Source organism: Hymenobacter agri, from assembly GCF_054778495.1.
The window spans coordinates 1-2,447 of record NZ_BAAGZM010000623.1; the positions used below are offsets into that span (position 1 = coordinate 1).

The 2,447-nt window shown below is 65.3% G+C and carries 1 protein-coding gene; it reads right to left on the reverse strand.

The genetic code is table 11. The features are described 5' to 3' along the window. Positions 1–154: 154 nt before the first annotated feature. Positions 155–2,447: M1 family aminopeptidase (locus ACYVDE_RS20285; RefSeq protein WP_460503352.1), on the reverse strand; the 2,293-nt coding region annotated here is incomplete at its 5' end.

Here is a 2,447-nt window from a genome sequence, read left to right on the forward strand (position 1 = left end):
AAAAGAACGTCATGCTGAGCGAAGGCGCAGCCGCAGTCGAAGCATCTCTACTGCGCAACTAATCCTGACGATTGGATTACTACCCCAGGCGAGATGCTTCGACTGCGGCTGCGCCTTCGCTCAGCATGACGTTCTTTTTCTGAATCTTCTTTGATTACTTGCTCAACGTCTCGTCCAGCAGCTTGAAGGGGTTCATCTTCTCGAAGTGAATCTGGAAGCGGATGCCGTCGGTGAAGGCCTGGCGGCTGTCGGGCGTGCCGTTGCGAAACTGCGAGCCGACGACGGGGACGTAGAATTGCAGAATTTCCTGGAAGAATGGCACCGTGAGGCCGGCATCGTAGAACAGGCGCTGGTCCTGGAGGCGACCGGCGAGATACTGCGTGTCGCCGGTCGCGCCGAAGTCGGCGAATACGGCGAGCTTGGTGATGGGCAGGTCGGCCTGCAGGTTAAGAGTGCTGAGCCACGAGCTGCTGGCCACGGGCAGGAAGGCCTTGAATGCACCGTCGCGGCCGTCGGTCTGGTGAAACTGGGCGGCGAAGGTGGGCGAAATCTGCTGGCGGTCAAGGAAGAAGGTTTGGCGGCGGTAGTCGGGGCTGCCGCTCAGGCCGAGCACGAAATCGGACTGCGCCGGGCCCTGCAAAAACCGCCCGCCAAACAGGCGCGCCTGCACCCGCTTCCGGGGCGAGTAGTAGCGTAGGTAGCTGGCTTCGGCCCGCAGCAAGAAGGCTGAATTGGTGCTGTTGGTGGCGGCCTGCAACTGGTTCAGCTCGACGTGGGCGCGCCAGTGGTTGAGGGCATCTTCGTGGTGCGCGCCGTACTCGAGCGAGTAGATGCTGCTGGTGCGGGCGCGGTCCTGGTCGTGCACGGAGGTGAAGGCCAGGCTGGCCTGCTGCTGCACGGCCGCGCCAGGCCGGTGGGGCAGCAGGAAGGTGAAGGCCGGCTCCAGCTTGAGGTAGCGCTCGAAGCGCTGCACGGTGAAGCTGGTGATGAAGCGGCGCACCTTAGAATGTGGCAGGTCGTTGAGCTGGATGCGCCCGATTCCGTTCAGCTCGTTGCGGTTGAAGCTGTACATGGGCATGGCCAGGAACTGCACCGGCCGGGGCGCGAGCGGGTTGTTGTAGAAGGCCGCGCCGAGCATGAATTTATCCGACGTATTGGCCCCCGCCACTGGCAGCCAGCTGATGGTTTTGCGGTCCCAGCGCTCGATGCTGAGCAGGGGGCGCAGGCGTAGGGGCTCGGTGCGGGCCAGCGAGCCTTCGAGCTTGAGGCGGTCGTTGCGGCGGTTGAGCTGGGGCGTGAGGTAGCCGGCATCGACGACCAGGCTGGCCACGCCGGTGCGCCGGAAGTTGAGCTGGCTGGTGGCGTCTTCCTCGGCGTTGGCGTCGAGGTTGCCGAAGGGGGCAGTCCAGAGGGTTTCGAGCACGTTGCCCTGGGCATCGAGGCTGCTCACGGGCACGGCCCAGGGCACTTCCGAGTCGGTGCGCACCAGCACCTTCACCACGTCGTTGAAGAGGGCCACGGCGCTCAGGTCGGCGTCGTAGTGGTGGGTGCCGCCCAGCATGTCGCCAAAAAACCAGCCCAGCTTCTGGCCCGTGCTTTCCTCAAACACGGCCTGCATATCTTCGGGGTAGGGGTGGCGGAACTGCCAGCGCGCGTAGTACAGGCGCATGGCGGCGTCGAACTTCTCCTGGCCCAGGTAGCCGGCCAGGTAGCGCAGCAGCGAGGCAGTTTTGAAGTACACGCTGCCGTTGTAGTTGAAGGGCGTGAACTCTGCCGAGCCGGGGCCCTGCACCGGCTGGTCGGCCCCGTGGGCGGCGGCCATCTGGTAGGGCAGCTGGTTGAATGCCGGGGCGGGCAGACCCTCGAAGCCAAAGGTTTTCAGGCGCTTGGGCGTGAGGCCCAAGCCCGCCATCTCGGGCAGTAGGCCGGCCATCGGTTCGCTCAGGGCCTCGGTGCGCAGGTGCTCGTAGGTGTTCACGCCCTCGTCCATCCACGGAAAGTCGCGCTCATTCGAACCCAGAATGCCGTAGAACCAGTTGTGGCCCACCTCGTGGGTGATGGCGCCGGGCTCGGTCACGGTTACCATCGGGTACTCCATGCCGCTGCCGGCGGTGAGGGCCCCGTCCACGGCCGTCACGGCCGAATACGGATACTCGCCCACCCAGCGCGAGTAGCTGCGCAGGGCGGTGTTCACCTCCTCCAGGCCCTTAATCCAGCGCACGGGCTCGCGGTTGATGAACAGCACCATCGTCTGCACGGTGCGGCCCGAGGGCAGCCGCACGGTGTCCTGCAGCACGTTGTAGCGCTTATCGGCAAACCAGGCGAAGTCGTGCACGCGGTCTTGCCGGTAGCGCAGGGTTTTGGTGGTGGGAGCCGAGGCCGGGAAGGCCAGCGCCTGGGCCAGCTTGGCCGGGTCGGGCTTGGTGTCGGGCTCGGGCGCGCCGAAG